Annotated in this window: 31 protein-coding genes and 1 tRNA gene; 12 read left to right on the top strand and 20 right to left on the bottom strand. The window is 47.7% G+C overall.

The genetic code is table 11. The annotated features are described in order from the left end of the window. Position 1 precedes the first annotated feature (1 nt). The 7 genes from PREDE_RS12240 to PREDE_RS12205 form a co-directional block, all read right to left on the bottom strand. Positions 2 to 1,168 carry a DUF2586 family protein gene (locus PREDE_RS12240; protein WP_005847857.1) on the bottom strand — a complete coding sequence of 389 codons (1,167 nt, stop codon included), beginning with the start codon at positions 1,166 to 1,168 and terminating at the stop codon, positions 2 to 4. 2 nt (positions 1,169 to 1,170) lie between these two features. Next, the gene (locus PREDE_RS12235) at positions 1,171 to 1,515 is read right to left on the bottom strand and encodes a hypothetical protein (protein ID WP_005847859.1); all 345 of its coding nucleotides are present in this window, start codon (positions 1,513 to 1,515) and stop codon (positions 1,171 to 1,173) included. A 408-nt stretch (positions 1,516 to 1,923) separates the two neighbouring features. Continuing rightward, positions 1,924 to 2,319: a hypothetical protein gene (locus PREDE_RS13670; RefSeq protein WP_005847863.1), complete on the bottom strand. Its 396-nt coding sequence runs from the start codon at positions 2,317 to 2,319 to the stop codon at positions 1,924 to 1,926. 6 nt (positions 2,320 to 2,325) lie between these two features. After that, entirely contained in the window at positions 2,326 to 2,793 is a 468-nt protein-coding gene (locus PREDE_RS12220; RefSeq protein ID WP_005847865.1) for an N-acetylmuramoyl-L-alanine amidase, read from the bottom strand. After that, positions 2,793 to 3,878 carry a hypothetical protein gene (locus PREDE_RS12215; RefSeq protein WP_005847867.1) on the bottom strand — a complete coding sequence of 362 codons (1,086 nt, stop codon included), beginning with the start codon at positions 3,876 to 3,878 and terminating at the stop codon, positions 2,793 to 2,795. Before PREDE_RS12215 ends, PREDE_RS12220 begins: the two co-directional genes overlap by 1 nt. A 13-nt stretch (positions 3,879 to 3,891) precedes the next feature. Beyond that, positions 3,892 to 4,851: a hypothetical protein gene (locus tag PREDE_RS12210; RefSeq protein WP_005847869.1), complete on the bottom strand. Its 960-nt coding sequence runs from the start codon at positions 4,849 to 4,851 to the stop codon at positions 3,892 to 3,894. Positions 4,852 to 4,930: 79 nt separating this feature from the next. Further along, positions 4,931 to 5,003 (bottom strand) — tRNA-Met (locus PREDE_RS12205). A gap of 116 nt (positions 5,004 to 5,119) precedes the next feature. On the opposite strand from PREDE_RS12205, the gene PREDE_RS12200 reads away from it, so the two are divergent. Genes PREDE_RS12200 through PREDE_RS12175 form a run of 6 tightly spaced genes read left to right on the top strand, consistent with a single transcriptional unit; the run spans position 5,120 to position 10,611 of the window. Beyond that, positions 5,120 to 5,587, top strand: a complete 468-nt coding sequence (locus PREDE_RS12200) for a terminase gpP N-terminus-related DNA-binding protein (protein ID WP_005847871.1) — start codon at positions 5,120 to 5,122, stop codon at positions 5,585 to 5,587. Positions 5,588 to 5,593: 6 nt separating this feature from the next. Then, on the top strand, positions 5,594 to 7,138 hold the full coding sequence (locus PREDE_RS12195) for a hypothetical protein (RefSeq protein WP_005847873.1): 1,545 nt from the start codon (positions 5,594 to 5,596) through the stop codon (positions 7,136 to 7,138). Further along, positions 7,132 to 7,380 carry a hypothetical protein gene (locus PREDE_RS12190; RefSeq protein WP_005847876.1) on the top strand — a complete coding sequence of 83 codons (249 nt, stop codon included), beginning with the start codon at positions 7,132 to 7,134 and terminating at the stop codon, positions 7,378 to 7,380. Before PREDE_RS12195 ends, PREDE_RS12190 begins: the two co-directional genes overlap by 7 nt. After that, positions 7,377 to 7,799 carry a phage protein Gp36 family protein gene (locus tag PREDE_RS12185; RefSeq protein WP_005847878.1) on the top strand — a complete coding sequence of 141 codons (423 nt, stop codon included), beginning with the start codon at positions 7,377 to 7,379 and terminating at the stop codon, positions 7,797 to 7,799. The genes PREDE_RS12190 and PREDE_RS12185 overlap by 4 nt, the downstream gene beginning before the upstream one ends. Positions 7,800 to 7,813: 14 nt before the next feature. Further along, entirely contained in the window at positions 7,814 to 9,058 is a 1,245-nt protein-coding gene (locus PREDE_RS12180) for a phage portal protein family protein (protein ID WP_005847880.1), read from the top strand. Positions 9,059 to 9,111: 53 nt separating this feature from the next. After that, complete coding sequence (locus PREDE_RS12175; protein WP_005847881.1) at positions 9,112 to 10,611, top strand: phage head morphogenesis protein; 1,500 nt, start codon at positions 9,112 to 9,114, stop codon at positions 10,609 to 10,611. On the opposite strand, the gene PREDE_RS12170 is transcribed toward PREDE_RS12175, so the two are convergent. After that, a complete protein-coding gene (locus PREDE_RS12170) occupies positions 10,594 to 10,836 on the bottom strand; it encodes a hypothetical protein (protein ID WP_005847883.1) in 243 nt (80 codons plus the stop codon). The two genes, PREDE_RS12175 and PREDE_RS12170, sit on opposite strands and share 18 nt — an antisense overlap. Positions 10,837 to 10,918: 82 nt before the next feature. On the opposite strand from PREDE_RS12170, the gene PREDE_RS12165 reads away from it, so the two are divergent. Together PREDE_RS12165 and PREDE_RS12160 are read left to right on the top strand one after the other, a co-directional pair. After that, complete coding sequence (locus PREDE_RS12165) at positions 10,919 to 11,371, top strand: phage virion morphogenesis protein (protein WP_005847885.1); 453 nt, start codon at positions 10,919 to 10,921, stop codon at positions 11,369 to 11,371. Next, positions 11,368 to 11,904, top strand: coding sequence for a hypothetical protein (locus PREDE_RS12160; RefSeq protein WP_005847887.1), 537 nt, complete (start codon positions 11,368 to 11,370; stop codon positions 11,902 to 11,904). Before PREDE_RS12165 ends, PREDE_RS12160 begins: the two co-directional genes overlap by 4 nt. A 375-nt stretch (positions 11,905 to 12,279) precedes the next feature. Here the strand turns inward: PREDE_RS12160 and PREDE_RS12155 are convergent, their stop codons facing one another. The 7 genes from PREDE_RS12155 to PREDE_RS12130 all read right to left on the bottom strand — a co-directional run bounded on the left by PREDE_RS12155 (position 12,280) and on the right by PREDE_RS12130 (position 17,699). Next, positions 12,280 to 12,933: a DUF3164 family protein gene (locus PREDE_RS12155; protein ID WP_005847891.1), complete on the bottom strand. Its 654-nt coding sequence runs from the start codon at positions 12,931 to 12,933 to the stop codon at positions 12,280 to 12,282. A 45-nt stretch (positions 12,934 to 12,978) separates the two neighbouring features. Next, positions 12,979 to 13,152: a hypothetical protein gene (locus tag PREDE_RS14130; protein WP_005847893.1), complete on the bottom strand. Its 174-nt coding sequence runs from the start codon at positions 13,150 to 13,152 to the stop codon at positions 12,979 to 12,981. A gap of 38 nt (positions 13,153 to 13,190) precedes the next feature. Further along, a complete protein-coding gene (locus tag PREDE_RS12150) occupies positions 13,191 to 13,664 on the bottom strand; it encodes a hypothetical protein (protein ID WP_015310547.1) in 474 nt (157 codons plus the stop codon). 37 nt (positions 13,665 to 13,701) lie between these two features. Further along, the gene (locus tag PREDE_RS12145; RefSeq protein ID WP_005847897.1) at positions 13,702 to 14,349 is read right to left on the bottom strand and encodes an ATP-binding protein; all 648 of its coding nucleotides are present in this window, start codon (positions 14,347 to 14,349) and stop codon (positions 13,702 to 13,704) included. A 64-nt stretch (positions 14,350 to 14,413) separates the two neighbouring features. Then, positions 14,414 to 15,259, bottom strand: a complete 846-nt coding sequence (locus PREDE_RS12140) for an AAA family ATPase (protein ID WP_005847899.1) — start codon at positions 15,257 to 15,259, stop codon at positions 14,414 to 14,416. Between the two features lie 40 nt (positions 15,260 to 15,299). Then, positions 15,300 to 17,222: a hypothetical protein gene (locus tag PREDE_RS12135; protein WP_235777540.1), complete on the bottom strand. Its 1,923-nt coding sequence runs from the start codon at positions 17,220 to 17,222 to the stop codon at positions 15,300 to 15,302. Between the two features lie 93 nt (positions 17,223 to 17,315). Then, on the bottom strand, positions 17,316 to 17,699 hold the full coding sequence (locus tag PREDE_RS12130) for a hypothetical protein (protein ID WP_015310546.1): 384 nt from the start codon (positions 17,697 to 17,699) through the stop codon (positions 17,316 to 17,318). A 140-nt stretch (positions 17,700 to 17,839) separates the two neighbouring features. On the opposite strand from PREDE_RS12130, the gene PREDE_RS12125 reads away from it, so the two are divergent. The 4 genes from PREDE_RS12125 to PREDE_RS12110 all read left to right on the top strand — a co-directional run bounded on the left by PREDE_RS12125 (position 17,840) and on the right by PREDE_RS12110 (position 22,224). After that, on the top strand, positions 17,840 to 18,544 hold the full coding sequence (locus PREDE_RS12125; RefSeq protein WP_005847905.1) for a LexA family transcriptional regulator: 705 nt from the start codon (positions 17,840 to 17,842) through the stop codon (positions 18,542 to 18,544). A gap of 62 nt (positions 18,545 to 18,606) precedes the next feature. Next, positions 18,607 to 19,617: a hypothetical protein gene (locus PREDE_RS12120; protein WP_005847907.1), complete on the top strand. Its 1,011-nt coding sequence runs from the start codon at positions 18,607 to 18,609 to the stop codon at positions 19,615 to 19,617. 2 nt (positions 19,618 to 19,619) lie between these two features. Further along, positions 19,620 to 20,060, top strand: coding sequence for a hypothetical protein (locus tag PREDE_RS12115; protein ID WP_005847909.1), 441 nt, complete (start codon positions 19,620 to 19,622; stop codon positions 20,058 to 20,060). Between the two features lie 1,003 nt (positions 20,061 to 21,063). Beyond that, on the top strand, positions 21,064 to 22,224 hold the full coding sequence (locus tag PREDE_RS12110; RefSeq protein WP_005847922.1) for a tyrosine-type recombinase/integrase: 1,161 nt from the start codon (positions 21,064 to 21,066) through the stop codon (positions 22,222 to 22,224). Positions 22,225 to 22,714: 490 nt separating this feature from the next. Here PREDE_RS12110 and PREDE_RS12105 read toward each other — a convergent pair whose 3' ends face one another. The 5 genes from PREDE_RS12105 to PREDE_RS13340 all read right to left on the bottom strand — a co-directional run bounded on the left by PREDE_RS12105 (position 22,715) and on the right by PREDE_RS13340 (position 25,452). After that, positions 22,715 to 23,179 carry a hypothetical protein gene (locus PREDE_RS12105; RefSeq protein WP_005847924.1) on the bottom strand — a complete coding sequence of 155 codons (465 nt, stop codon included), beginning with the start codon at positions 23,177 to 23,179 and terminating at the stop codon, positions 22,715 to 22,717. A gap of 209 nt (positions 23,180 to 23,388) precedes the next feature. After that, entirely contained in the window at positions 23,389 to 23,625 is a 237-nt protein-coding gene (locus PREDE_RS12100) for a hypothetical protein (RefSeq protein WP_005847926.1), read from the bottom strand. A gap of 7 nt (positions 23,626 to 23,632) precedes the next feature. Further along, entirely contained in the window at positions 23,633 to 23,800 is a 168-nt protein-coding gene (locus PREDE_RS13965) for a hypothetical protein (protein WP_005847927.1), read from the bottom strand. Between the two features lie 28 nt (positions 23,801 to 23,828). Continuing rightward, the gene (locus PREDE_RS12095) at positions 23,829 to 24,920 is read right to left on the bottom strand and encodes a hypothetical protein (RefSeq protein WP_005847929.1); all 1,092 of its coding nucleotides are present in this window, start codon (positions 24,918 to 24,920) and stop codon (positions 23,829 to 23,831) included. Between the two features lie 19 nt (positions 24,921 to 24,939). Beyond that, positions 24,940 to 25,452 carry a DEAD/DEAH box helicase family protein gene (locus tag PREDE_RS13340; protein WP_005847930.1) on the bottom strand — a complete coding sequence of 171 codons (513 nt, stop codon included), beginning with the start codon at positions 25,450 to 25,452 and terminating at the stop codon, positions 24,940 to 24,942. Positions 25,453 to 26,584: the final 1,132 nt, after the last annotated feature.

Raw genomic sequence — 26,584 nt, 5'->3', positions numbered from 1 at the left:
GTTAAACAGTTTTTACGAAACCAATTTTAATCCTGATTCTCCGCATGATGCCCACCGGAACGTTCTTGATGACCATCTCAACCGTCGAGTTGCTGAGCACGTCCTGGCCTGGGTCAATCTTCACCTTGTAACCACTAAGTTCACCCGCCTTTTCCATCTCCTCGATAGCCTTGTTGGCAGTAGTCTCAAGATGGCTTACGGAATAGGGCTGCAGTTTTCCAGAGGACTCGTCAATGTAAACATTGCCGCCAAGTTCCGGAGTTACATAAGTCCTGATGCCACGCACGGCCTTGTCCATTGTCCGCACCAGCTCAATCATGTTGTAGTCGCTGGTGGTGTCATCCAGGTTGTGGCTGTCGTTCATATAGCTTCCAGCCAATCCCGGATAAGTGACAAAGAAGAGATACCGTTCGCTGTCAAGTTGGTTCAGCAGGGCTCGGTCCACGTCACGCAGCAGCTTCCCATCGCCGAAGGCTGGAAGGGATACCCCGGTCGGGAACTTCTTCACCCAGCCGATGCTCTCATTCACTGCGGCAGAAGACAGCAAACCCAACACAACTCCCAGCGACGATACAGAGGCTTTGTCTGTGTTCCCTGCATCCTTGAAGAGGTCCATACCAGTTCCGCTGCCTGCCTGTGCGATGATGACAGACACACGCTCTTTCTTGCCAGCCAAGTTGGTAGGTAGCTGGGCTATGTCTGCCACTTTGGGAGCAACGAGCAGGGAAAGGGGTGCAGCTTCCGAGTCCAGTTGTGTGGCAATGGTCTGGAGCTTGACATAATCCTCGGCCGTCAGAGCCACGTTGCCCATCCATACGGCCATCTGCCGAATGCGTCTGTCCGCATAGTTCTGTACGGTCTTTATCTCGCTGAAGGCATAGCTTTCTGGTTTCACAAAGAGGCCGACATAGAGCAAAATACCGTCATTGATACGGAAAATCTCAGAAAGCTGGTAATGCAGTACCCTGACAAGCCAGGACTCCGCATCATCAGTAATACCCAGTGATTCGGCCATGTCTATCGTGGAGACAGGCTGCACATGGTCAGTCTTGAATGCTGCCGGTAGGTCTGTCTCCGGCATATACATCACAAAACCGCTGATATGATCCTCACCTGAAAGGCTCTTGGGAACATTACCGTTCTGTCTGTTAATCTGTAGACTGTTCATTGCTATTCGCTTTTAACGGTTACAATTTGGGCACTCTGCAGGTTCATGGCATGATTGCGGGCATCGCTCAACTGCCTGAACGGAATGCCATCGCTGGTGACGAATACCTCAGGAAGCTTATGCTCCTTGATGGCAGTCTTGCCGACCTTGACCAGCATGGCATTTTCTTCGGTAATCTGTTTGGCGGCCGAAAGAGCCTTGCCCTTGGTTTTCTTCTTGCCCGACTGCTCTCCGGTTTCCTCCGAATTGACGGCCTGACCTTCTGAACCTGCAGAAGCCTCTACGGACTCCTTTCCTAACGGCTGTGCCGCCGTAGATTCCACCTGCTGTTTGTTCACTTCTTCCATATCTTTATTTTTTTTAATTTGATTATTACGCATACGATTAGAAAAACGACAATCCCCATGATGAAACCAGTCTTCCAACTGCTGAATATGCCTTCTGTCTTATGCACAGTTGTCAGTGATTTATCCTGTTCCTTTGCCTTGACATTCTGATGTGTAACTCCAGTGAGTGCAGCATTTGTCGTATGTGTGGACTCAAGGCTGCTCCCGGCGTCCTTGCGGTCATGTGAAGCAAGATGCTTCCTTTGCCGGCTCATGGCCTTCACGGGTGGAAGTCCCGTCTCAGGGCTGACAGGCTTGTCGGTGTCAAACAGGACCGTGGTACAGTCTGCCTCTTCCGTAGCCGTGTGCTCCACACTTATGCGCTGCTGGAGGAACCTTGTCACGATACTGTCCAGCGTCCGGCTGTAGCTACTGTCCTGATGCACCGTCAGACTGCTCCTGCTCTTTTCGCTGCTCGTTTCTTTCACTCCTCTGCAACTGGGCAGAGACAGGGCAAGTGTCAGCATGAGGACAGGAAGGAATCCTCTCAATGGCTTTTCTGAATTTCTCCACATCTCTTCGTAATGTTTGGATTTCTTTCTTCAATGGAGCCACGATGCTATCGACGAGGATATCATTGGCTTTCCTGACGTTTTCAAGCTCATTGGCACGGACACCTGAGAACTTGTTCTGCATTTCCGCACGCAGGTTCTCCAGTTCAATCTGGTATTTTCCTTTCAGAAGCCGGCTGTTGAGCCATGCCCCAAGAGGGGCAGAGACGGCGGCCACCACCGTGGGCACGACCATAGATATAATATCGCTCATTTGTGTCTATTGTTTGATGCCGAAACTCGAAAGCCATGCCCTGACATCGAAAGACGGGCATGCCTTTCCGGGATTCAGTTGATGATGCCCAACAATCCTGATGGCCGGGAACCGTCGGTTGAAGTCCTGCACATATCGCTTGAGGGCAGTCTTCTGGGCCTCCGTCCGGGTGTCAGCGGGATTGCCTTGGGCATCCAGGCCGCCAGCGTAGACGATGTGCCGGCTGATGGAATTATACCCGGCTGCTCCGTTCGTAATCTCCCAGGGGTCTACCTGGGCATCCTCGTTGTTTCCAACCAGCCGTTCCACGCTGCCGTCAAGGTGGAAGAGGTCGGTGTATCCCACCTGCTTCCATCCGCGACCACCCTTTGACTTTGGGGCGGTATGCCACCGCCGGATTTCCTCCGAGGTCACCTCACGCCCGGCCTTGGTAGCCGTGCAATGAATGACCAGGTATCTCATGGGCTTGCTCATCAGGCGGTCAGGGCACTGACGATAACACCACGGCTGTTCTTGGAGGTGAGAGGCAGACAGATACCCCACTTGCGGAAGTTCACGAGGTTACGGTGATACAAGGGATCCTTGCTGGCTTCACTGTAATAGAACTGTACGCTGCCGTTGGCCTTCATCATCCTTCCGTTGTAATAGAACACCGATGCCTGACGGTCTGTGGCCGAGGAGGCGACAGCACCCCAAACGTTCTTGGTCTTGGCCGCGACATTGTACATCGGCGTGCCGTCATACTCGTAGATATCGAAGCCATAGAGACGGGCAATCTTGCCCTCGGTCTGGTTGATATTGTAATGGTCCTTGAACTTCAGGTCTGTCTCCAGCAGGTCATTGATATGCTCGCTACAAAGGACGGCAATACGGTCATTCTTTGGAATTCCCATCTTGTCGAAACGCTTCTTCATGGCAAGCAGGTCTCCGGTGGTGAACAGTTTATGCGTACCGTCACTGGAGGCGGCGCCGGTAGTGAGCAGCACGGGCGTATCCGTAGTGTCGCTGTCCGGGGCGATGGCGTGAATGGCCTTCTGGCAGCATTTCTCTTTCAGGGCCTCACGGTGACGCTCCTGGACGCTTGCCATCTTATCGTAGCTGCAGGCGTGGAGCTCGTCATCCGTCACAGGCGTGGCCGTGGTGTCGTACTTATCCAGGGAAATAGGTTTGTCGCTGTCCTTGAGGTCCTGTATCTGCAGCGGGTAGGTCGTATTGTTTACCAACACGTCAGGGTCTCCGCCAAGCTCTGTGAAATGGATTACGTCATTGTCCACATACTGGTCATAGCTCTTGATACGGTCATACCACCCGAGACTCTCCGGGGCTGATCGGAACGCCTTGACCATCTCTCCCGTCCAGATTTCGGTGAGGACTCCCTCGCAGAGGCTGTCCTTGGGCAGAAATGCTCCCACGGCAAGGGCTATCAGGTTAGCGACGATGACACCGGCCACCGGATGAAATCCGAAGACGGCGGTGCCGATAATGGCGCCCATGACGGCATTGAGCATGAGGGCAGCCATGACAGTAAGCACTGTTCTTTTCAAATTCTTGTTTTCCATTATTATCTGTTGTTTACGATTCCAGCACACAGTCCACGCCGTACTCAGCCTTGTAGAGACTTGCATACTTGGCGGGATCCTGCTTTCTCATGACGACGAGCTCGTCGGCAGGCACTTCGGAGAGCTTCACGTATTCCTTGGGCTGTCCGGCCCCGAGAAGGTCGTTGCCCGTCTGGATGACCTCAGTCGGCTTCTGCATCGGGTGCATGAGGTTCAGCGTCTCCTGCAGGCTTTCCACGCCTACAGCCTTTCCCATGCTGATGAAATGGTCCTTCTTGTCAGCCGTGATGCGTCTCTCGCTGATGGCGTGGTCAACGACGGCGTTGATGGAGGCAAGTTCGATTTCTCCGGCCTTGTCGGCCTTTTCCTTGAGCAGCTTGATACGCTGCACGGCATCCTGCGCGGTGGCCGTCTCCGGCAGACCGAGCTGGTCCAATAGTTCTTTTTCCATTTTATCGTTATTGTTTGGTTCAACTTCTTTCCGTTCGTCCGGGCGCAGCAGGGGAACCTCCTCGTTGTCCTTTCCCGCTGCAAGCTGGATGAGCTCTCCTTTGGCATTATAGAGCTGGAGGGCATCGTCGTTACCTCCTATATCCACAATGCTCACCTCAAGCAGCTTGCTCCTGGTGACGGTCGCACGTCGCTGCCCAGGCAATAGATATTCCGGGGCGTCACTCACTTCTATCCGCTCCAGCGAGGGAGAGGCCATCCTGAGGAAACCGTTCTCCCATTTGTCCTCGATCTTCTTGGCAAACTCATCGTTGCCATCAAAGACCGGTGTGCCGATGAGACTGTCACCATCCACCCGCAGGTTCTCAACCCGCCCGATAGGCATGGTATCACCATCGAAGCAACGGCGGTGCATCCAGAGCAGGACAGGATTCTTCTGGTACTGCTGCAGGTCGATGCCCGATGTCAGTACGCGGAAGCCGTAGCAGTTCAGCCCGCTCGTATTGATAACTACTTCTTTCATTTAAAATGGCGGATATTAAGGCATGGCCACCGCCCTTTTGATTTACGTTTAATTAATTTTCTATCAATGAACAATCGAGTTGCAGGGGACGGACTCGAACCGTCGACCCTGAGGGAATGAACCTCATGCGCTGCCATCTGCGCCACCCTGCGATTTGCCCACAAAATTGCAATAATCCCCATAGGTGGGCAAAAAGTGTGTAAACTCTTGAAACACTTTTTTCCCAGCTCGCCGATTATCAGCATTTTTGCACCGTAAAACAACATGAATGGCAACCAAGAAAGAACTTGAGACAAAGAAGGAACTGGCCCGTATCCTCTTTATGCAGGGCGAGCAGCAGAAGGATATTGCTGTCCATACGGGTGTATCCGCACCGACCATCACGAAGTGGGTCAATGCGGAGAGCTGGAGGGAGCAGCGCGCCGCACAGTCCATCACACGCCCGGAGCTGATCAACAAACTCCTGCTATCCATCGACAACCTTGTGGAGGACATCAACCGGAGCGGAGACCCGAAAGCTATCGCCAACCTGGGAGACAAGTTGTCGAAACTGTCATCCACGGTACAGAAACTCGACAAGAAGGCGAGCGTCGTGGACGTGGTGGAGATTTTCATGGATTTCAGCCGGTGGTTGCAGTCCCGTGGAGAGTTCGACACCTCGGCCACGGCAGACTTCATCCGAAAGGTGAACACGTACCAGGACATCTACCTCAACGAGCGGGTATCACAAAAGTAAAATAGTATGGCAACAGGACTCACAGAGAACGAGGCGTTGAAACGATGGCGGCAACACTGCGAGAACGTGCAGCGCTCCACGGCCGTTGACAGGACGGAATCCAGACAGTCGCAACTGGCCCGCATCAGGAGGCTCAGGGGAGACTATGCGGCGTTTGTCGACTACTATTTCCCACATTACACCCTGAATCCGGACACGGGACGGAACACTCCGTGCGCCCCATTCCATATCAGGGCAGCCAACAGGGTGAGGAAGGAACGCAACCTCAAGGCGGTATTCAAGTGGCACCGAGGCGCAGCCAAGTCGACCCACCTTGATATTTTCATCCCTATGTGGCTGAAATGTCAAGAGCCCGGTGACATCCATGTCATGGTTCTCGTGGGCAAGAATGAGGACAATGCCAAGACCCTGCTCTCCGACATCCAGGCGGAGCTTCAGTTCAATCAGCGCTACATCCACGACTTCGGGCAGCAATTCAACAACGGGTCATGGGAGGAGGGCGAGTTCGTCACCAAGGACGGCACGGCCTTCTTTGCCCGTGGACGCGGGCAATCACCGCGTGGATTGCGTTATCGCGCGCACCGACCCGACTATATCGTCATCGACGACCTCGACGATGATGAGCTGTGCCAGAGCCCAGCCCGTGTTTCCAGACTCACCGACTGGGTGAAGGAAGCCCTCTTCGGAGCGTTGGACGGCGGCCGCGGCCGCTTCATCATGGTGGGAAACCTCATCGCCAAGAACAGCGTGCTGCAGAACATATCCGACACCAAGGGCGTATTGGTGTCCCAGGTTAATATCTGGGATAAGGACGGCAACGTCTCCTGGGCGGACAAATGGACGCCAGAAGAAGTCCAGAACATCGAGGCCTTCATGGGCTATAGGGCATTCCAGAAGGAGTATATGAACAATCCCATCATCGAGGGCGCAGTGTTCAAAAACGATTGGATCCGCTTTGGCCGGCTGCCGAGCCTCAGGAAGTTTGATGAGCTGGTTCTGTACGTAGACCCGTCCTTCAAGGGATCATCCAAGAACGACTACAAGGCCGCGAAGCTCTGGGGCAAATATGGCACCCAGCTATGGCATATCCGGGCCTTCGTGCGGCAATGCAGCGTGGCGGAGATGGTGAGATGGCTTTATGACCTGTATGAGTGGGCCCTTCAGGAGGGCATAGCCATACGCTTCTATATGGAGGCCAATTTTATGCAGGACATTATCCTCGACGACTTTCGCACCGAGGGAGACCAACGAGGATACCAGCTTCCGTTGGCCGCAGACAAACGCAAGAAGCCTGACAAGTTCCAGCGTATCGAGGCCATCTCTCCCCTGTGGGAGCGGGGTTTTGTCTACTATGACGAGGCCATGAAAGACGACCCCGACATGCAGGCGGGCATCAGCCAGACACTGGCCTTTGAGAAAGGCATGAGGGGGCACGATGATGCTCCGGATGCCGACGAGGGGGCCATCTGGTATCTGCAGAGACATTCAAGAGTATCTAAATTTGCGCCTTCGTTCGGACGCAGACGCACAGCAAAAAACGTAACATGGTAACAAGACTCATCAAGGCGCTCGTCTTCGATTGGAGACTGAGACGGGCCATCCGGAAGGCACGGCATGATGCCGACCTGCACCGCAGAAAGTTCCTCGTGCTCATCTATGGCGGCAAGCCTGTCGTCGTATCCAAGCAGGGCATACGCAGACTCATAGCCCGCCACCGTTTCCCCAAGGGCTTCACGGCAGCCACGGCCGAGAGGATAGCCGCGTTCGTGGCGACACCTAAAACAAGACCATGATGTTTCTCACGGAAGAAGACTACAAGAGTGTCTGCGATGACTTCGAGTTCGAGAACATTCAGGCAGACCAGAAGCGTACGACGGCCGAGAAAGCCGCCCTTGAGATGATTGCCGGCTATACCTCGCAGCGGTATGACATGCGCAAGGCTTTCTCCATGACGGGAGAGGCCCGGAACGCCATGCTCGTGCAGGTTGCTGTCAACATCACGCTGTGGCTCATGGTGCACCGTATGCCGGAAAGCATGGGCTATGAGCGCCGGCAATTGCTCTATGAGGAGAGTGTCAGATGGCTCAGGGATATCCAGAACAGCAAGGCATCGCCAGACCTTCCCACCTACACCAGCGAGGACGGCAGCCAGATGGATACCCACAACCCCATCCGGTGGGGGTCGCAGCGTCCCGGCAAGTATGATTGGTAAATAAACGGTAAATAATGGATATTCTAAGGAAAATCAGAAATACCCTCAATCCGGGGCAGACACGCTCCGAGGACATGGGGCGGCTCATGCGCTTTGCCAGTAGCAAGAGGGGTATCAAACTCACCGCCCAGCTCCTGGCACAATCCGACAGCCTCACCAAGAAGGATGTCGGAGACTGGCGGCAGGCCTGGCAGGTGGCCATCAACGTGGACAATCCCAACCGTGGTCGCCTCTATGACATCTACCGGGACTGCCTTGTCGACCTGCACCTGCAGGGATGTATCGGGCAGCGTAAGGGAATGACTTTGAAGGAGGACTTCCACCTCGTGGGCAACGACGGCAAGGAGAATGAGGAAGCGACCAAGCTGCTGCAGCAGGAATGGTTCAACGACTTCCTCGGTCTTGCGCTCGACTCCCGCTACTGGGGCCACTCGCTGATCCAGATGGGCGATGTCATCAGTGACGAGGACGGCATGCGCTTCGACGGGGTGACACTCGTGCCCAGGAAGCATGTATGCCAGGAGCACGGGGTGGTGTTACCCGTGGCCGGGGACGACTGGCACAAGGGAATCTCTTACCGTCAGGGAGAGTTTGCCAACTGGTGCGTGGAAGTGGGTAAGCCATACGACCTCGGACTGCTGCTGTCCTGTGCGCCGTCGTGCATCAGCAAAAAGAACATGCTCGGCTTCTGGGACATGTTCGGCGAGATATTCGGCGCGCCCATGCGTATCGCCAAGACCACCACGCAGGACGAGGCGGAACGCGGCAGGATCGAGAATGCACTAAACAACATGGGCAGTGCCTTTTGGGGACTTTTTCCGGAAGGCACCGACATTGAGATCAAGGAGAGCAGCCGTGGCGATGCCTACAACGTCTACGACAAGCGCGTGGACCGGTGCAACTCGGAACTCTCAAAGGGCATCCTCAATCAGACCATGACCATTGACAGCGGCTCGTCACTGTCGCAGTCGGAAACCCATCTTGAGGTTTTCGAGAACGTGGTGAAAGAAGACAAGAAGATGATTTTCTATGTGGTCAACGGACGGTTGCTGCCCTTGATGCGGAGGCATGGGTTCCCGGTTCAGGGACTCAGGTTCACTTGGGATGACGCAGCCAGCTTCACACCTTCGGAACAGCGAGAGATGGAGCGTGTGCTGCTGCAATACTATGAGGTGGACCCGCAGTATTTCATCGACAAATACAACATCGCCATTACCGGGACTCGGGAGCAGGGAAAGGTTGACAGTTTTTTCGGATAAGCCCCAGGAAAGACAAGGGGCAAAGACCGACCTATCGGGTGTTCAATCAGGCTATGGAGCGCTTGTATGGCGGAGATGGGGATTATCTTGCCAAGGACGGCACACCGCCTGACTTCAACGACTCTTTATTTTCTGATGCTGCCAGGAAGGTATACGAGCATGGTGGATTCAATCCTTCCATGCTGCTCAGTCCGGAGGCGCAACGGGTGACGGGAGAGACCTTCCGCGTGTTGAACACGGCCATCTCCGCCCATATCGACCATGTCATGCCCGAGACGGAGCGTCATGCCCTTGAGCACAACGCTTTCATTTTCTCCGGGCTAAAGACTTTCCATTCGCTCCGGGAAGTCGGTCTGTCCATGTTGGATGCCAAGGGCAATATCAAGCCCTTCGGTGATTTCCTCAAAGAGGTGACAGCCATCAACGAAAAATATAACAAGAACTATCTTGATGCTGAGTATCACCATGCGGTGAGGTCGGTGGAGATGGCCAACAAATGGATTCAGTTCAAGGAGGATGGCGACCGTTATGATCTCCAGTACCGCACGGCAGAGGATAGCAAGGTACGCACCTCTCACCAGCAGCTTGACCGGATAACGTTGGCACTCGATGACCCGTTCTGGGAAAGCTATTTCCCACCGAACGGCTGGCGTTGCCGTTGTGATGTTGTCCAGGTGAGAAAGGGGAAATATCCGTTGTCAGACCCCGATATGTCACTCGGTCTGGGAGACGATGCCACTGCCGAGCCGAAACAACGGATGTTCCGCTCCAATCCCGGGAAGTCCCTGAAACTGTTCCCTGAACAGCATCCATACAACAAGGTTCCCACAGAGGTGAAGAAGATGGTGGAGGAGATGCCTGAGCCGCTGAAGGCCCCAGAGGAAGCCGTGGACTTTATCAATGCCAGCGAAGTACGTAAGAAATGGTTTGAGCGAGGGTTCAGCCAGCTTATCGTCACCCAACGAAAAGGCGTGAATGGATATACGGACACGAAAGGGCTCATTGCCATGACCAGAGAAAGGATGGACGGTGTATTGTCCGGCATATCCAAGGTTAGGACAGGTCAGGAACTTACCGAGAAAGAAGCCGACGCGATGGCCACACTGTGGCATGAGATTACCCATAACAGGAGTAAGCCAGGAATGATACGGATGGGTAGGGACCAGACTAAATTCATGGAGCTGGCCAATGAGTTCGTCGCCCGCAAGACCCTACCGGAATTCTATGAAGGTCTGGGTGGAAAAATACAACACCCAGAATTTATGAATGACAGAAAATCCACTGGGTATAATAACATGGTAAATTGCTACGACAGACTCATTGGCTTAACAGGTTCTGATCCAGGCAAAGTCTTGGATGACGTCAAGGAGCATCTTTTCAACCAGCCTTATGACAAACAGCAGGATGGATTGGCCATGGCTTTATATAAGAATGGGGCAAAACTCCCTGATGGGAGGAAACTGAAAAAGACAGAAATCAAGAAACTGGTGAAGAGATGCCTCTTTGGGAACGCTACAATAGACAACATGATTGAATCACTCGTTGTAAAATGACGCGATTTCCTCTGCAAACTCTTGTTCGATGGCCCTGGCAAGTTCCTTGTCTGCAAAATCGATGAAGCTGTCGTAGCTGATAAAACGGTTATGCTCGTCCAGACAAGACAGAAAAAGGTCGATGTCAGACTGTTCATGTCCGCCGATAATCTCGTCCAAAGCTTCGTCGGAAGGGTTGAAGTCGAGGAAAGTCTTCTTTCTCAGTTCAAGTTTGGAGTAATCCATTGTTCTATTTTTGGCAAAAATAAGAAGAATTATTCAATAAAGCAAGACTATAATATGAAATATCATTTTAATCAGAATAATAATGGCAGATTTCGACATTGAGAAGTTCAAGAGGACCGTCCTCACGGACATTGCGGTGGAACTCAAGGATGAGTTTAACGAGAACTTCTCGCGCAAAGCCTTCTTCGGCAAGAAATGGAGGCCACGCAAGGATACAAAGGCAAATGGATCACTACTGGTAGTGCATGGACATCTTAGAAGCTCGATATCCACGCATATCAGTGAGGATGGCATCCATTTTACTTCATCCATGCCATACGCCTCCGTCCACAACGAGGGGGTCAAGGGCACGCAGTCAGTCAAGGCCCACTCTCGAAAAGGGAAACCGGTCAGGGCGCATACACGTCACGCCAACATCCCACAGCGACAGTTCGTCGGAGACGGCAAGGATACCCGGCATATCATCAAAGAATGCCTTGACCGCAGTGCGAAGGAATTTGATATGGAACTTACCAAATTATTGAGACAAAAATGAGAAAGGATATTTTGCAAGCCATTGCCGGAAAGCTCTCAGAGAGTATCCCGGAAATCAAGTTCATCGATCTGTGGAGCGAACAGCTCGCTATGCTCCAGAGCGGTCCGACATGGCCGGTACCGGCCGTGTTCGTCGAATTTGAGCAGATAGACTGGCATCAGATGGCCAATCATGCCCGGACGGCCGACATAGGCATACGTCTGCACGTCATAACCCGGTGCGTGAAGTATAATGGTATCTTTGACCGCAGACAGGTCAACGTCATGAAAGCGGGGGCGACCCGTGTCGGAGCTGCCCTGGACTATCTGGACCTGCTCGACCGCATCAACGCGGCCATGCAGAGCCTCTCTGGGGAAAATTTCACCTCGTTCATGCACACCACCTCCTCTACCGGAAACAACCTCGGAGAACTCATGGAGAGCGTGGAGCGGTTCGTCACCAGGGCACGCGACTTGTCTGCCGTCAGGAAAGCATCAAGGTCCACGGGCCTCTCCATGCTCACCACGGAGGAAATTATCGACCGTGTCATTTAATCCCGCCTGCCCTGTAACGACAAATCCCTCCACCTTCAAAGGCGGGGGGATTTGTCGAAAAAGTCAAACAAGCAAAGCTCGATGGCCGTCGGCCTTGTCTTCTCTGTAGGTATTCCAAGGTAGGTGAGATAGGTGTGATAGCACATCGGATAAACGGGATACACATATTTACGCCACACGGCCTTATAGCATCGTTGGTTGTTGCCAGGCTCATAGTATCGTTGGGTGAGCTCCCGAATCTTTTTGGCTCTCTCAAGTGTACTTTTGTAGTGTTTTGTTGCTCCCATTCACATTTTATTTGTATTTTTGCCATACCTTTTCACTAATCCAAGGTGTGGCGGTTTTTTCATGCGAATGGGAGCCGTCGCACCTTTTTTAGTCCACGTCGGTCATTCCGAGCGGTACGTTCACCCAGGCACCTTTCTCGTTCTTGTACTCAGCACGGATATAGCGCTTCGTGGTCGTGGGCTGGTAGCTTTCCTCAATGATGCGCACACCCTCCATGAAATGCTCGTCTCCGGTCTCCTCGGCCATCTTCCGGAGCTGGAGCACACGGCTGGCCTTGATGTTGCCCTGACCGTCACGGCTCAGCAGTCGGAGCACGGCACTCACGAGGGCCTTGCTGTTGTCATCCTTGGCGAGGCTCTCGATATACTCCTTCACGATGGCAATGCCATCCTCCACGGTGTCGCGGTAACCGTCGATGACGTTCACACCGAGGGTGATTCTCTGAGTGCCGATGCTGTTCGTGAAAGTGTGGCTGCGCTGGCTGTCCTTGGTTAGTCCGAGCACCTCCTGCTTCATCTTCAGGATGGCGTCGAAATTGCCGAAGACGGCATCCTTCACACACTTGAGCTGCTGGCTCATCGATACCAGCTCCGGAATGGCGTCGGCCATTTCCTCATCCACCATGGCAGCATAGTCCTTGCGTTGCTGCTTGCGCTGCTCGGCGGCAATGCGCTTCTCCTCACCCTGCTTCCAGGCGTTGTACTTCTCAAGTTCCTCTTGGGTCATTTCTACTTTTTCCATAATCTTGATTGTTTAAAGGGTTTTCAAATGTTGTTTGAACTGCGCTCAATTGTCTATAAAAGACTTGAGCTCATTGTTGGCTGAATCGATGTCGAGCATGGCCAAAAAGCCCGCCGACTTGATAATGCAGCCGGTCCACGTTAGGCATGATGCCACAACCACCAGGGGAAACGTCACAATGACCAACCCCAACGTCTTCAAATACTCTTTTGCTTTCATTGTTCTTTTGTTTTGATGTTTGTTGTTTTATATCTTGTTCAATTGAGCTGTTCATCTGACGCAGGCTGCAACATCTCATATGATGTCTGTCGCTCGTCCGAGTTCGCCTCCAGTTCTTTAACTGCTATGCCGTCCTTCACTTTCTTGTTGAACCCATAGATGAGGTTGCGAAGCCGCTCACGGGGTATCTTGTTGAAGTCGTCATATCCGGTGCTCCTGCAGGCTATGCCCTTGATGATGCTCACATTAGAGTATTTGCCCTCTGCCTTCAGCCATCCACCGATGGCGCCCATAGCCCGTTTGCGCATCTTGTCCAAGGGTTCCTTGCCCTGTCTTCGCTCCAGCTGGTCAGATAGCTTGGCGCAGATGTCAATCAAGTCGTGCGTGTCCAGGTCGCAGCTGCTATCCACCTCGTAGCTCTCCAGTATGGCGTCCTTCTCGTCCTTGGTCAGCCCCAGCAGGCTGCACAGCGTGTGATACTTCTTCAGGATGCTCCTGTGGATCTTGTCCATTGTTCTTGTCTCTGCCATGTCTATATATTGATTGTAACTATACTCCTGCCCAATACTCCTGTGCTCCCTGCTCCCAGATGATGAAATCAGCACCGCCCTCATGCTCGCCGGTCTTGCTGTTGTCAGTCTCATAGCGGGTGGTAAGGAAGGCCTTGTAACCCTCGACGCGCACTTTGATGTCTGCATCAAACCGGATGTTCTGTGCCAGCGTTCCCTTGGGCAGCCCTTTCCGCTCATGAGCGATAAAGATGAACAGTTTCTCAGGGAAGGTGTCCCGTAGTTTCATGTAGTCGGCCATCTTGAAACCTATCCAGTAGTGCAGTGAGTCAACCACAATGATGTCCGGGCTTTGTTTTTTCTTGAGCCTGACGGTCAGTTCCTTCAGGCTTTCTTTCTCCAATAGTATGATCCGGCTGCCCACCTCTTCCATGCCCACCCTCTTCCATGCTGTCTGCAGGGAAGCTGAAAGCCCCTGCTCAGTGCTGTCGTAGGCCACCCGGCCAAAGCGGGTAAGGTATTTGCTTACCTGCATCACGAAAGTGGTCTTGCCGCAGCCGGAACCGCCATAGATAAGCCAAGCCCCGCGAAGCTCCGGCCGGCCGAAGCTGGCGAGGTAGTCCCCGTCAAAGTCAGCCAGCTCAAATCGTGCCTGCATTACGTTCCTGTTGCTTATCGCTCTTCCCATGTCTGTTCCTTTCGTTTTGTCCTATTCCTTGTTATCTCCCCCCTTGTTGGTGAGGCGGAGAGGGTTATCGCCCTTTCTTCAATGCCCACACCGCTCTCTTTACCCGGCGCAGGTCGTTCTCACTGTCCTCAATGACCTGCCTGATGTCCTTGTCAGAGTCGATGCCGTTGGCAACACACACCGCTGCCACGTCCTCGCTGTTGATGACCTGAAGGGCAACGAACTTGCGGCCCATACGACTGAATATCTCCTCGTAGCCCTTGCGACGTATCCTGAGACCTTTCTTGATACGTTTTTCCAGAAAGTCTGTGGCACACAGGATTATCCCGCAGTGGTCCTCCAGTTGGTTGTAAAGGCTGATGAAGAAATAAAGCACCTGGTCGCTTAGTTTGTCTGCCTCGTCAAGCACTACAAGGGGGCTCTCCGTGCGCTTCAACGTGTCGATGATGTCATCCATCATGTCGCTCACCGTGCTGCCGGTATAGTCTATGCCCATACACTGGAGCAGTTTGCCCATGAACGTGCGGCGGTTCCAGTATTCCGAGCAGCACAGGTGAAACACGTGGCGGTGTGTCTTGCTGTAGTTTCTTATGGCCTCTGTCTTGCCGCATCCGGCACATCCGGTAATGGCGAGCACAAGGCTCTCCTCCTTGGCGTTGTCCAGGAGAAATATCATGCGTTCGTAAGCCCTCGTCGTGGCAATCTGCCACTCCTTGCTGTCGTGCCCGGCCTGTGCTGCCACGGTGCGCCACATGTCATCACTGATGGAGTCCCAGTTGCCGGCCAATATCTGGCTGATGGTGGCGGAGCTTACCCCGTTCATGCTGTTGGCTGCCTTGTTCTGGCTGCCCTTCTGCTTGCAATAGTCCTTCAGGACCTCTGCTATCACTTGTTTTTCTTCCCTTTTCATAATCTCTGATGGTTTTACTCCTCCTGTTAAGAGGTTTTGGTTAAAAAATTGAATAATCGTCCTTGTCACTCTCATGTGCCCCTTGTGGCAGGATGGGAATTTCCACTGCGTCCGCGTCTATCGCTTTTCCAAGCCGGGCCCTTGCTTTGGGCAGTTTATGCTGGCCTCGACCATCCACAATGAGCAACCGGTTGAGGATGCTGTCCTGTCGGGGCAGGCTCCTCAGCAGCTCCTCAGTCTTTTCGGCAGTATGCTCCAGCTTTCCGATGACGTGTTGCTCCAGAGCTTTGTTGAAGTCGAAGACCTCCTGCAGTTTCTTCGCATCGCCGGGCTTGCGGTCTGCGAGTGCCATAGGCTGCACGTGCTTTTCCCGGAGCATGTACCTGAGCGTTCCGTCCTCATTCACGGCCAACACTTCACCAAGGTTGGCAGGGTCATACTTCACTGTCCATTTCTCCGAGGTATGGTTTCTGAATGATATATCGAAGCTGTCGTACTGTCGTTTCACTCCCAGCAGGGTCACTTTCAGCCCGCCACCTTCAAAGGTGTTGCGGAAACCTGTCTCGTCACCGAAATACTGCAGGTAGTTCTCACGGGTCATCGGCAACCGTCTCTTCTGTGGCAGGTTCTCCATCATTTCACGCAAACGACCAATTTTCTGTTTGCGCTCCAGCGCCATGATTTCCATTATCTGTCGGATTACGCCTTCTTTATCGGGGAAGGAGCGACGCCGACGGTTCAATGCCTCATTGTTGGGCTGGCGCTTCGGGTCGGTGGTCACGCCATATCCGCTCCAGTTGTTGCAGAGCTGGCAATATTTCTTGTTCAGTTCCGCGAAATAACGCTCCACGGGCTTGGCCTTGGCATTCTTCACCTTGGCCGGTGTCACCTTATCGCTGACAGCCTGATACAGGTTGGTCATTGTCTTCAGGCAGAAATGGTCGCTCTGCACCTGGTTGGCCCGGTATTTCACGCCGAACAGTTCCTCACTGTGCCTCACAGCGTCCCTGAGGGCAGCCATGATGAGGTTGGAGTCCTCGTTCTTGCCGATGGCATAACCGATAGGATAACCGCAGCAGGGGTCCATCACCACCTCCACCGTCAACCGGTTGCAGAAGGTGGGGTTCCGATGTCCCTTCTTGTCAATCACGCAGTCCTGATAGAGCAGCTCCACATCCCAGCCGTCCAACGACCACATTAGGAATGGAGCGGTAGGCTTGCTCCTCACCACCTGCATGGAAATCGAGTTCCTGAAACGACTCTCGCCGAGGCGACCTCCCAATGTCACGAGGTTTAGTTTCTTTTTCCACACCCTCACGGTTCCGGCAGTTATTTCCGGCCAACCTTTCTGACGGGCAACAGTGTTGTAAAGTCCTGCTATCCTCGTGTTGTCAAGATTGTTATGGTGGGCCATGAGCTGGGTCAGATAACTTTCCTTGATGTCATCATCCACTTTGGCCGCATTCATGTTCTGGAACTTCCCGCTGATGAAGCATGTCCAGCCGTCACGCATATAGGCTTGGTATTTCCGCTGGAGGCTGCGGGCGTTCTGAGGCAAGCCATTGGGCCACTCCTCGCCGATGCGGGGTAAGGCTGCGGCAGCACGCTTCCAAAACTCACCCTGCTTGAGCCTTGGCTTGCTCTGTCTTGCACGGTGGCTGTTGCTCTTCATGATCCTGTCTCGGAATGCGTTCATGATGGCACAGTCATTGGCATACTCGGCTTGCTTCTCTGGATCAAGGTTGCGCCCGTTGGGCAGCACATAGCTGGCATAATTGTCTATGGCATTTCCATCCGGCACGATGTTCTCCAGGAATGGCTTGCTTTCGGCGCTCTCCTTGAAGTCGGGATAACGTTTGTAGACCTCTGTCTTGTACTTGACGGGAAGACTATCGACAACAAAAAGGGCTGGAGTACCATTGCAGCCACGACGAACACGCTCTACTGCTCCCCGCTGATTCATCTTTTTTAGATATTCAGATGAAACAATACCTGGAACAAGTTCCTGATGACTTATACATAGTTTATTCTCGTAATACTCCATAGCTATCTCTTTTTATAACCCCGCAGCAAACACCTGCTCGATATATAGCTGCTGTATGGTGGGGCAGCTTACCTCTCTCACATGCTTGCCATGTCTGTCCGTCACGCGCAGCCAGGCCGTACTCTTGTTGAGTTCAATTTGGGCACCATTTTCAAACTGCTGTCGCATCATGCCGTTGGCATCATGGATAGTCTCGCACTCCGGTATCAGGTTCATCAACTTACCTCCACGTTGCAAGGCAACAGTTCTGATGCGCTTGGCCAAATCACTGCGTCCATGCTTCTTGTCAAAGACCAAGGCATAGCGAATCATTTCACGAGTCACCCCGAATGTCTTCAACAAGAAGGCACGGTCCTCGTTGGTAATCTGAATCATCCTTTTCACTTTTGTTTCCATAACCAATTCACTTTTTGGGTTTAACATTCTCGTATATTTCTCCTTTTTCGTATCTTTGGAGCGTGTTAAAATACAAACACGCTGCAAAGATAGTACACAAATTGTAAACATCCAAATTTTCCTGGGAAAAAGTTCACGTTATGAAAACATTTTCTTCAAAAGAAATGATAGAAAGGTTGAAGATGGGATTGGAACTTCCTTCTGACAATGCACTTGCTGAGCTACTTGGTATAAGTAAGACAACATTGTCTAATTGGAAAAGTAGAAATTCAATAGACATCCCTCTTGTGTTTTCAAAATGTGAACAACTGTCTATAGACTGGCTTCTTACTGGAACTGGTACTATGTTCAAGTCAACTGAAGAGGGTCCTATTATTGATGTTAAACCAATACATCACCCTCGCAGTACTGAAAAAAAAGAGGAATCGCAAGTTGTGTATCTTTACGACTTTGAGGCTTCTGCTGGACTTAAGTCTCTTTTTGGAAACAACCGGCAGAATATCATTGACACTATAAAGATCCCCAACCTGCCCAAATGCGACGGAGCAATACACATTGTTGGAGATTCCATGTATCCTCTGCTCAAGTCTGGCGACATCATTCTATATAAACAGGTGTCTGCTGAAATTCAAAACATCATCTATGGTGAGATGTATTTGCTTTCTTATGACATCGATGGCGAAGATTACATCGTAGTAAAATATATCCGCAAGTCTGACAAGGGCGAGCCTTTTGTCACACTCGCCTCTGAGAATCCGGAACATGCGGCACGTGATATCGACTTCCGACGTGTCAGTGCTATGGCCATCGTCAAGGCATCCGTCCGCATCAACTGCATGGTATAACTTGCATCATTGTCTTTGGCAATGTAATCTGTATATGAGTTTAAACTAAAAATAATAAAATCATGGCGAAATCTAAAGACCAAATGAACGTCACTAAATCGTCTCAAACTTCAACAAGAAAGAGAACCAAAAAAGATAAGGAAAAGCCAGTTATATTGCGCGCTTTTAGAATCGAAGAGGAAGATATCAACAAGAAGCACAGTGACCTTATGGCTAAACTGTCAGAGAAGCTCGCAAACTCAACTCTCTTGGAACGTGGTATGTCTATCAATGAAGGTGATCCGCTGGAAGAAACTGACTATATAGCGTATTATGACTCTTCAGACACTTCTATATTGTTTGGGGCAATGGTTAAAACTATTCTATCCGAACAGGCACCAAGTATTAACGATTCGGCTCTAACACAGAACAACCTAATCCTTTCACAATTAGAGAACGTCAAAGGTAAATTTCATATAATAAAGAAATTATACTACTTTGGCATTAATAATAATTTCGTTGTTACCAATTTGTCAGGATCAAGCAAAATAAATTCTTTCATGGCTTACATCGATTGGCTATTAAAGCCGAAGAGAGTATATAATGTAACTCCCATTTTAGTAAAGCAAGAAATTGAAAATCTAAAAGATGTAAAAGGGCTACGTTTCAGTACTCAAAGTTTTACTAACAAGAAAAATAGTAAATCTGATAAGAACAAAGAGCAAACAATTAAGAAAGAGATACCTCAAGAGTGGATGCCATTATTGAAGACTCTTTTTAAAAAAGATGCTCCGACCCACTTGAAGGAAATCCTTGAAGAAAATATGGTTCGTATGGAAATTTTGCTTAAATTTGCAGCAAAGAATGTAAATGACAAAGAAAAATCAGATACTTTTAGGAATCTCTTGCTTAATATTGAAGACTCAGAAAGAGTATCTTTTGAAACTCGGCAAGGAATAAAGACATTAGGAGATGTGGAGAGGAAAGAACATGTGATAATTGATACAACAGAAACTGGTCTGTTGTCAGAGAAAACCCTGTGTCTCGAAATGAAGAATTTTCTTCAGAAACTTGAAGATGAATTAGTGAAATAATTATGAGATTTAAGATTGGCATACCTATTAGCCTATTTCTTGGCATTGTATTATCCTTTATTTTCCCTAATATTGAAATCAAGGATAGTACTTTGGAGACATTATTTACCATATCAGGAATAATGTTCTCTATAGGTATGAGCCTAACTGTTATTTCAAATACAAGTGGAATTGAAAATCAGAAAATAAGACTCTCACTGCGAAAGAAAATGAAAGATGTAAGGAACAGGTTTATTGCTTGCTTTGCATTGGTATCTTTATTTTATGTTTACTCGTCTGTATTTCAGTACAGGAACATCCCGTTAAATTCCTATTTGATAAATATTGATTGGATCCAAATTGTATTACTTATATTCTCGATAATTTACTTTGTAGTTAATTTTATAGCTATTCAATCGTTAAATGAAGAGATAGAAGACGCTATCAATAAAAAAGAAGAATAGAAGAGGGCATTTGTATTAGGTATATATAGACATACACATCATGGAGATACTATGGGAGGACAAATGCCACTGAATTATGTTTTGTCTGTTTTTTCTATGTATCTATCCTATTTAATACAAAATATCTTTTATTTTTTTTCGTCTTTTTTTAGCCAAGAAACCGACTTAAATCCCTATTGTTTAACACTTTGCATATTTTATTATCCCCTCTGATTCTCGCCTTTTTCGGACATTAAAGGGGTAGATTCTCGTCAAAAACGCCACTTTTCACCCTCATTTTTTCCATTAAAGGGGGGGGATTCTCGCTTAAAAAGTCCCCCCAACTGTCCCCCCAACTGTCCCCCCAACACCACTTTTAGAACGAATTGTACGAAAATACAGGGCTTTGGATCGGTACGAAAAAAGGCTCGAACCGTGACTGTGTGGCAACGGCTCTAAACACTTTCGTCCAACTTCTAAACACCTCCATTCCCTATCTCCGACGCTCTGGCTTCCCTCTTATCCGCTTGAGTCCCTTTCGGGTCTATTTTCTACACGGCAAGAGTCCCTTATTGGCTTATTCTACGGCCTTTACAGCCAAATACGGCCACATATCCGCAAAGTACAACAAAGGCGGCCAGATGGCTTCATTTCATCCCTTCTGACCGCCTTTCAGCATTTCCAATTAAATCCTTATTAAACCTCGCTTAAACCTCAATTAAACGAATCCTAAACGCAACCCTTCAAAAATTAAACCTAAATTAAAGCCAATTCAACTTTTTGTACTCTTCGTTTTACACTTCCATCTATCCCCACAATCCCGTAACCCTTTATTATATAACTCGTTACGTCCCATTCCCCCTCTGCCCGTTTTGTACTCTTCGTTTCATACGCCCGTAGATATGGAAAAGATAGATATAAAGGCCACCCGTCTACTAGAGTGTGCCCTAGATATATTTACAGCCAATAGACAGCTTAAAAAACAGAGCCTAAAAATTATGCCCATAGACTGAAGTCATTTGTAATGTATGTGGAAGCCAATAAACTAGAAGATAATCTGGGCTTATTAACACAGAGGGGAGTTAACGATTATAAGCAATATTTACAGCAAGAAGCAAGTAAGGTGGAAGTAGGTAAAAAAGGTGGTGGAATTGAAAGCATCAACCAAAAGTGTCAGTTTGTAGCCTTGATGATAAATGAAGTGCTAAGCTGTCACAATGAGTTCTTGGATTATAATATACAGCCAGTAAAATACACACCCATTGAAGACAAGAGAAAGAAAGATGATGGATTGCACTTTCTACTGACCATTGATGAAAGAGAAGCATTAAATAATTGCACTGGCTTAAATGAAAGGCAGACGGTTTATAAAGACTTGTTTATACTTCAATGTAATTGCGGACAAAGAGTGTCAGACTTGAAACAACTGGTTTTAGGCAACTATATCAAAGATAAGGAAAATTTCATACATTTAGACACACAGAAGGAGGATATAAAGGCATATTTCCCAGAAACAGAGACTGTAAGACAGTTTATTTGTAAGCTGCAATCACTAGTCTATGAGAAAAACGGCTCACATTTTATAAAGACTGGTGATTCTGATATAAATATAGACAATTTGGATAAAGGGAGTCTATATAACAACGTAAAGCAGATAGCCAAAAAAGCCGGACTGAACCGCATACATAAGTATAAAGATGCACAAGGCAGACAGTTGGAAAGTCCAATATGTGACATACTTTCGTCACATTGTGCCAGACATACCTTTGCAACCATTATGAGGGAAAAAGGCTATGATGCTGATGTGGTTTGCATTATGCTGGGACACGCTGACGATACAATGGTTAAAGAGGTATATGCACATAATGATGACACCTTAAAGACTGCCAAGCTAAAGAGGGCAATGGCAAAGGTTGAAGGTGAAAAGTCTAGTAAAAGTGCCCTACAATTACTGTTTGCTTATGACAAGTTAAAGGAGCTAGAAAGAATGAAGGATGATAGTATAGACATACTTACCCTTCCATTGTGCAAAGAGTGTGTCTTCATTATAAAGAGCACTGCCAATCTAGGCAAGGCAAAACGGCAAATAGCTAATGTCGATGAGGAAAAGAGGGAGCAGTTTGCAAGTAAAACATCCTATACTATGGTATATCGGCAAGCACACTGTAGATACAGACCTATATAATTTATATGAATATAAGTGCAAGGAACTTGGCTTAACTGACAATATAACCGATGCAGACCAACTAATCCAAACGTGGCAGCAAGAATGGGACAATGAGGAGTTAGAATATAATTCAGAGGAAGTGAATTAGATTATAGTGGCTATCCAAACAACCCTAATAAGAATCTAATTAGTAATATTGAGAAATATAATGCAAAAAGATAGGAAAAAGTTTGGGAATCTTAAATATTTATTGTATATTTCCAATAAATAATATTTTAAAAGTTTAATTATGAATAATCAAGAAGGTGATTTTATCACTAATTTTGTTAGAAAGATTGGCGCAGATAAGGTATTTAAAATTATGATGCACCAATGGGGACTACTTAAAAATAAAAAGTAGTAATAAATAAATCCAGCTTATTAGGCTGGATTTATTAGATTATTTAATGATATAAAACATTATAACAAGAAAGCCAGCTCCAACTAAGAAACTGGCTTTACATTAAATTTAATATATCAATCCGTCTACAAACTCCAGATAATTCCACTGGCTGTATTTCAGACTTATATATTCGGCCTTTTCAGTGTCAAAGCTGACTGTCCGGCCATCATCCATTACATAGACACCGACAAGTTTATTAGTGCCCTTTACCACCCCGTAATAGGCAGTACAGTTAGGCTTGCCCTCTTGGAAATTGATAAGGCCATACTTTCTGTACTTAGATATACTGTCATTGCTTATATATGGATTGGCCTTTACTTTACTGGCCAGTTCATTGCTCTTTTTAAGCAGTAGATTGTCATAGTATCTAATGGAATCTATATCACAATAATCTCTTTTCTTTACTATGCTGAAAGCATCCAATTCAACTCCCATTTTGTCGGCATATTCATATAAAGGCTTATACCCCTTGTTGCAGCCAGTTAGTAATAATGTTATCAATGTTGCGATAATAAATAGTGTCTTTTTCATAATTTAAACGTTAGTGCGTGTTTTTTAGGTAATAAATAAGTATCTTTACAAACTTCTTTTGTCTTATGTACTGTAGAGTTGGGTAGCCATTTTCCTTCCACCTTGACTTTACCTTCATCAATTAGCCGCTTGATGTCTCTGTATCTGAATAAATACATATTGTTGCTGAAAAAATATACCATCCAGCAGCTGTAGGTTTCCCCCTTGCTCTACAGCTCCTCCATATAATCCAGCTTCTGCTTTTCCATTATATAGGTATCGTAGCCTTCATATCTGGGGCTTCTGTCCTTTATCTCTACTCCCACCCTTTTACCTTCTTTGGTAAAAAAGCAGTCTATTCTGTCATAATCTCCCTCTGTAAACTGTATATCTGTAGCTCCAAAGCTGACTAGAAACTTCTTTAGTTTCTTTCTGCCAACTAACTCTGATTTTTGAAAATCATTCATACTTAAATTAAATTTTAAAGGTTAGTTTCTCTTTCAATATATAATATCCTCTGTATTGTACCCCATCTATGCTCTTTCTAGCATCTTTAACCTCAAACCACTGTTTAATGTCTGAAGCCTTGGCTTCCTTGGCAATTCCCAGTAGTCTGTAGGCATTGCCTATAACGGCTTTCATCCTTTCATTCTTTATAAACTCATTATAGTTAATACTCTCTGATAATCTTAATAATCTTGGTGCTGTCATTCAGTCTGCCATTCTTGCTCAACAGAAGCTCCCTAACTCCCTTTTTGGTGTATCTTACAGACTTAACTTCCTCTGGTGTCAGCTTATATACAGCATCCCTAACCAATTCCTCACTGCAATATCTGTCCAATGTAAAAGGGTCTAATTTCCTCTTGGCATCCAGAGCTTTCAAATAGGCATCCTTGAAGGACAGTTTCTTAGTTGCCTTTGCTATACTTTCCAAATTGCCAGTCTCCCTACTAAATTCAGCACTGCTGCTTAGTGCTCCAATCCCGTCATAGGCCATCTTGACTGACAGTCCGTTTTTATAGACAACTTGATTAACCGTATAATTGTACAGCTCCAGCTTGGGCAGAGTGTCATAAAAGACAAATCTGCCGTTCTTTGCAGCTATATACTTGTTATTGAAGCTCTTCATAAGAATATCCCTTTGTGTCTCATCCTCCAAGGAGTTGAACAGCTTAACCAGCCCTTTGGCGGCTTCCAGTTCTCTGTCTACCGTCTCTTTCATATCATTGTAGGTAACATCTAATTGCAAGTCCTTGTAAGTTTTGTTAAAGATGTGTATTATAACATTTCTGAAAGGATTGGTGGCCGTTCTTATTCTACCAGCTATCTGTGGTATGTCCGTATCTATGCTGGCTTGTGTATGGGGATTGAAAGCAGTGGAGACGACAAAGCACAAGGCCGTGTCTGATTCATAATCAACCCCTTCAAAGGATTTACAAGTAAGGAAGGTGAACATCTTGTTCGGGCAGTTGCTGTTCTCTATCTTGAATCTGCCCAGTTTCTTTTGGTTTTCCTCCGTATTGGCACATATAATCCTAACATCCTCCGGCTGCAAGTCTGTACACTCTATCAGCCTTACTATATCCGTTACGCTGTTAATAAAGAAAAAGGCCTCATAGCTTTTAATGCCGTTTAATTCCAGACAGCCTTCTGTCTTGTAATTTTTGATTATGTTGGCAGCCTTCACATAAGGTTTGTTAGTGTATTCCAACTTTACCATTAAACGGTCCGCATTGTCCCAGACAGCTTCCACTTCCTCCAAACCGTTTAGAGCATCCGGCCTAAAATCCGAATTGATGGGGGGTGGCACTCATAAAGCAGACAGACTTATATTCTCTGTAGTTTTCAAATATGCCGTTGATGGCAGTATGTCTATAGCTGTAAGCCTTTAGCAGTGAGTGGTACTCATCGACCAATAACTGATAGTCCTTGGTGTCTATAAACTCTTTCAGTTTGGGCAGCTTGTCATAAGTGCAAATAATCTTCTTTACACCCTCTTTCTTTACATATTCCTTTAAACCCTTCTTGGTCTGATAGTCAAAAGTGCCAAATATGCCAAACACTTCCATCATACAGCCATCCTTAAACCGGACAGTGCCAATTCCACTGTCCACCCTTTTAATCTTGTTAATTATCAGTTCTACAGTTGGGACTGCAATAACATAATCTATATTATTCTTCAATGCAATGGTTGTACCGCCACAACCAGTAATCTTCTTGTTAAAGATGCAATTTTGCGGTAAATCGGTTAAATGCAAAAACCCGTCATTAGATTTGATAGCTAATTGTTTCATAGTATTAGAAAAATAAAAAGTAAAATTTTGTCACCATCTAAAAATGAGTTAATCTAATGATAAAGCGGAAAATCACTGTTTTTCAAGTACCTTTATATGTATAATTTGTCAACTTTTGTCTAGGCGGTTTCCAAAGAAAAGGAGTATCTCTACTCCATTTTCTTATCCAACCTATGAAAAAATTAACTTAAAGTATGTCTGTAGTAGCAAACACCACTCGCGATTATCCCTTTACTTATATTGCAAATATACTAAAAGTTTTTGACGATTGCAAGAAAATGTGAAATTATTTTAAAACTTTGTGTTGGGAGTTATGTCAGCTCAGAATTTATGCCTTTCAAATAGCTTGTAGGGCAAAATTCAGCAGTGAGATTGATTTGTTAATAAAGTTTATAATTTCCGCTAATTTTATTTGGATATGTTCTATATTTTTATTATATTTGCTTTATTGAGAAACATAAAGAACATTCATTTACAAACAGACTTTATGCCTACATTAAAGAAGAATACTAATACATAGAAAAGCAGACAGATAAACAGAGAACAGAGGACGGACATTTACCGCAGTAAAAGATGGAGGGAGCTTCGGCTGGCCTATATAATGCAGCATCCTTTATGTAAGATTTGCCTAAAGCTGGGCATAACCAAGCCGGCGGAGGATGTACACCATAAGGATAGCTTCACTAATTATTCTGGCAATATAAAGTATTCAAAGGCTTATGACTGGAGCAACTTAATAGCCTTATGTAAATTTACACAGAAGGGGGACTACTTATGGCTTAGATTTGGACTAGGTGGTTAAAGAACTGTCCAAATGAAACTGGCGTATCGTATAATGGCAATTACTTTCGGCTCTAACCCGAAAAATCACCGTTCGATTCGGTGTGCGCTGACTAACTTATTAAATGGATTAGATTATGGAAATAGACAATTTTATAGACGAGACCAAGGCGGAGCAGCTTACCAAATTGATGGCTGAAACCTTGGTAAATGCAGAAGGGATAGATCTGTGCGGAAAGCTTTGAAGACAGGTCAAGATTTCAAACTCTATTACGTGGATAACGAATCTGCCAATGGGCCAGTTGGAAACCAAACAGGATGGGTGGTAGAACCTTAATTCGAAATTTATCTT

Source organism: Prevotella dentalis DSM 3688 (genome assembly GCF_000242335.1).
GTDB lineage: Bacteria > Bacteroidota > Bacteroidia > Bacteroidales > Bacteroidaceae > Prevotella > Prevotella seregens.
This window is presented reverse-complemented; position numbering and strand designations above follow the sequence as displayed.

Excerpts from the sequence above, each read along its gene's own strand:
- PREDE_RS13340 (WP_005847930.1), bottom strand. The coding sequence starts at position 25,452 with ATGAAACAATTAGCTATCAAATCTAATGACGGGTTTTTGCATTTAACC.
- PREDE_RS12155 (WP_005847891.1), bottom strand. The coding sequence starts at position 12,933 with ATGGAAAAAGTAGAAATGACCCAAGAGGAACTTGAGAAGTACAACGCC.
- PREDE_RS12105 (WP_005847924.1), bottom strand. The coding sequence starts at position 23,179 with ATGAAAAAGACACTATTTATTATCGCAACATTGATAACATTATTACTA.
- PREDE_RS12200 (WP_005847871.1), top strand. The coding sequence starts at position 5,120 with ATGGCAACCAAGAAAGAACTTGAGACAAAGAAGGAACTGGCCCGTATC.
- PREDE_RS12240 (WP_005847857.1), bottom strand. The coding sequence starts at position 1,168 with ATGAACAGTCTACAGATTAACAGACAGAACGGTAATGTTCCCAAGAGC.
- PREDE_RS12150 (WP_015310547.1), bottom strand. The coding sequence starts at position 13,664 with ATGGACAAGATCCACAGGAGCATCCTGAAGAAGTATCACACGCTGTGC.
- PREDE_RS12210 (WP_005847869.1), bottom strand. The coding sequence starts at position 4,851 with ATGAAAGAAGTAGTTATCAATACGAGCGGGCTGAACTGCTACGGCTTC.
- PREDE_RS12190 (WP_005847876.1), top strand. The coding sequence starts at position 7,132 with ATGGTAACAAGACTCATCAAGGCGCTCGTCTTCGATTGGAGACTGAGA.
- PREDE_RS12175 (WP_005847881.1), top strand. The coding sequence starts at position 9,112 with ATGGAGCGCTTGTATGGCGGAGATGGGGATTATCTTGCCAAGGACGGC.
- PREDE_RS12145 (WP_005847897.1), bottom strand. The coding sequence starts at position 14,349 with ATGGGAAGAGCGATAAGCAACAGGAACGTAATGCAGGCACGATTTGAG.
- PREDE_RS12100 (WP_005847926.1), bottom strand. The coding sequence starts at position 23,625 with ATGAATGATTTTCAAAAATCAGAGTTAGTTGGCAGAAAGAAACTAAAG.
- PREDE_RS12125 (WP_005847905.1), top strand. The coding sequence starts at position 17,840 with ATGAAAACATTTTCTTCAAAAGAAATGATAGAAAGGTTGAAGATGGGA.
- PREDE_RS12165 (WP_005847885.1), top strand. The coding sequence starts at position 10,919 with ATGGCAGATTTCGACATTGAGAAGTTCAAGAGGACCGTCCTCACGGAC.
- PREDE_RS12185 (WP_005847878.1), top strand. The coding sequence starts at position 7,377 with ATGATGTTTCTCACGGAAGAAGACTACAAGAGTGTCTGCGATGACTTC.
- PREDE_RS12130 (WP_015310546.1), bottom strand. The coding sequence starts at position 17,699 with ATGGAAACAAAAGTGAAAAGGATGATTCAGATTACCAACGAGGACCGT.
- PREDE_RS12220 (WP_005847865.1), bottom strand. The coding sequence starts at position 2,793 with ATGAGCAAGCCCATGAGATACCTGGTCATTCATTGCACGGCTACCAAG.
- PREDE_RS12120 (WP_005847907.1), top strand. The coding sequence starts at position 18,607 with ATGGCGAAATCTAAAGACCAAATGAACGTCACTAAATCGTCTCAAACT.
- PREDE_RS12195 (WP_005847873.1), top strand. The coding sequence starts at position 5,594 with ATGGCAACAGGACTCACAGAGAACGAGGCGTTGAAACGATGGCGGCAA.
- PREDE_RS12110 (WP_005847922.1), top strand. The coding sequence starts at position 21,064 with ATGTATGTGGAAGCCAATAAACTAGAAGATAATCTGGGCTTATTAACA.
- PREDE_RS13670 (WP_005847863.1), bottom strand. The coding sequence starts at position 2,319 with ATGAGCGATATTATATCTATGGTCGTGCCCACGGTGGTGGCCGCCGTC.
- PREDE_RS12135 (WP_235777540.1), bottom strand. The coding sequence starts at position 17,222 with ATGAATCAGCGGGGAGCAGTAGAGCGTGTTCGTCGTGGCTGCAATGGT.
- PREDE_RS14130 (WP_005847893.1), bottom strand. The coding sequence starts at position 13,152 with ATGAAAGCAAAAGAGTATTTGAAGACGTTGGGGTTGGTCATTGTGACG.
- PREDE_RS12180 (WP_005847880.1), top strand. The coding sequence starts at position 7,814 with ATGGATATTCTAAGGAAAATCAGAAATACCCTCAATCCGGGGCAGACA.
- PREDE_RS12235 (WP_005847859.1), bottom strand. The coding sequence starts at position 1,515 with ATGGAAGAAGTGAACAAACAGCAGGTGGAATCTACGGCGGCACAGCCG.
- PREDE_RS12170 (WP_005847883.1), bottom strand. The coding sequence starts at position 10,836 with ATGGATTACTCCAAACTTGAACTGAGAAAGAAGACTTTCCTCGACTTC.
- PREDE_RS12215 (WP_005847867.1), bottom strand. The coding sequence starts at position 3,878 with ATGGAAAACAAGAATTTGAAAAGAACAGTGCTTACTGTCATGGCTGCC.
- PREDE_RS12160 (WP_005847887.1), top strand. The coding sequence starts at position 11,368 with ATGAGAAAGGATATTTTGCAAGCCATTGCCGGAAAGCTCTCAGAGAGT.
- PREDE_RS12115 (WP_005847909.1), top strand. The coding sequence starts at position 19,620 with ATGAGATTTAAGATTGGCATACCTATTAGCCTATTTCTTGGCATTGTA.
- PREDE_RS13965 (WP_005847927.1), bottom strand. The coding sequence starts at position 23,800 with ATGAAAGCCGTTATAGGCAATGCCTACAGACTACTGGGAATTGCCAAG.
- PREDE_RS12140 (WP_005847899.1), bottom strand. The coding sequence starts at position 15,259 with ATGAAAAGGGAAGAAAAACAAGTGATAGCAGAGGTCCTGAAGGACTAT.